We start from the raw sequence: 1,274 nt of genomic DNA, 5'->3' as shown, positions 1-1,274 counted from the left end.
TAATTATAGTGATCTAGTTGCATAAATCTTTATCCATCTCTCATAAATATTATTTTAAACGGTTGAAAAATGAAAATAGCGATAGCGGGAACAGGTTATGTAGGCCTGTCTAATGCCATTCTACTGGCACAACATAATGATGTCATTGCATTAGATATTGTAGTGGAAAAAGTTGAACTCCTTAATAACAAGAAGTCACCAATTGTTGATAAAGAAATCGAAGATTTCTTACAGCATAAGGAGCTAAATTTTTTGGCTACCACGGATAAAGTCTTTGCCTATAGCGAAGCTGAATATATTATTATTGCAACACCAACAGATTATGATCCAAAGACAAATTATTTTAATACTCAATCAGTTGAAGCCGTCATTCAGGATGTTATGACGATTAATTCGCATGCAATTATAATTATAAAATCAACAATTCCTGTCGGGTATACCAGACAGCTATGCGAAAAATATTATACAAATAACATAATATTTTCGCCTGAATTTTTGCGTGAGGGTAAAGCTTTGTATGATAATCTTTATCCATCACGTATTGTGATCGGCGAGCGTTCAGAACGAGCTAAGAAATTTGCAGCTTTGTTGTTGCAGGGTGCAGTTAAAAAGGATATACCTGTACTCTTTACAGACTCAACAGAGGCTGAAGCTATTAAACTGTTTGCTAATACATATCTGGCTATGCGCGTAGCCTATTTTAATGAACTGGATAGCTATGCTCAGACACATGGTCTGGACAGTAAACAAATTATTGAAGGGGTAGGCTTAGACCCCCGCATTGGCACTCACTATAATAATCCATCGTTTGGCTATGGTGGCTATTGCCTGCCGAAAGATACTAAACAGCTGCTAGCTAATTATGCTAAAGTTCCAAATAATTTAATTGCAGCTATCGTTGAAGCTAACCGTACAAGGAAAGATTTCATTGCTAAGTCAGTTCTAAAGAGAAACCCTAAGGTAGTTGGTGTGTATCGTCTGGTGATGAAAAATGGCTCAGATAATTTCAGAGCTTCAGCTATTCAGGGAGTGATGAAACGCATTAAGGCCAAAGGAGTTGAGGTGGTGGTTTATGAGCCTGTGCTTCAGGAACAACAATTTTTTAGCTCGCGAGTCATTAATGAGCTGAATGAGTTTAAGCAGTTAGCTGATGTTATAATTTCTAACCGTATGGCTGCTGAATTGTCTGATGTGGCTGATAAAGTATATACTCGAGACCTGTTCGGCGCTGATTAGTAGAGTCTGTATTATATAAGTTTAATAGACTTATGAAT

General features: G+C 36.9%; 1 protein-coding gene. It reads left to right on the top strand.

What is annotated here, in order from left to right:
• Positions 1-69: 69 nt before the first annotated feature.
• Positions 70-1,236, top strand: coding sequence for a nucleotide sugar dehydrogenase (locus BIY29_RS19850; RefSeq protein ID WP_121576719.1), 1,167 nt, complete (start codon positions 70-72; stop codon positions 1,234-1,236).
• Positions 1,237-1,274 lie beyond the last annotated feature (38 nt).

The organism is Brenneria alni (genome assembly GCF_003666245.1).
Taxonomy (GTDB): domain Bacteria; phylum Pseudomonadota; class Gammaproteobacteria; order Enterobacterales; family Enterobacteriaceae; genus Brenneria; species Brenneria alni.
The sequence above is the reverse complement of the archived record's forward strand: the minus strand, read 5'-3'. Positions and strand labels throughout refer to the sequence as shown.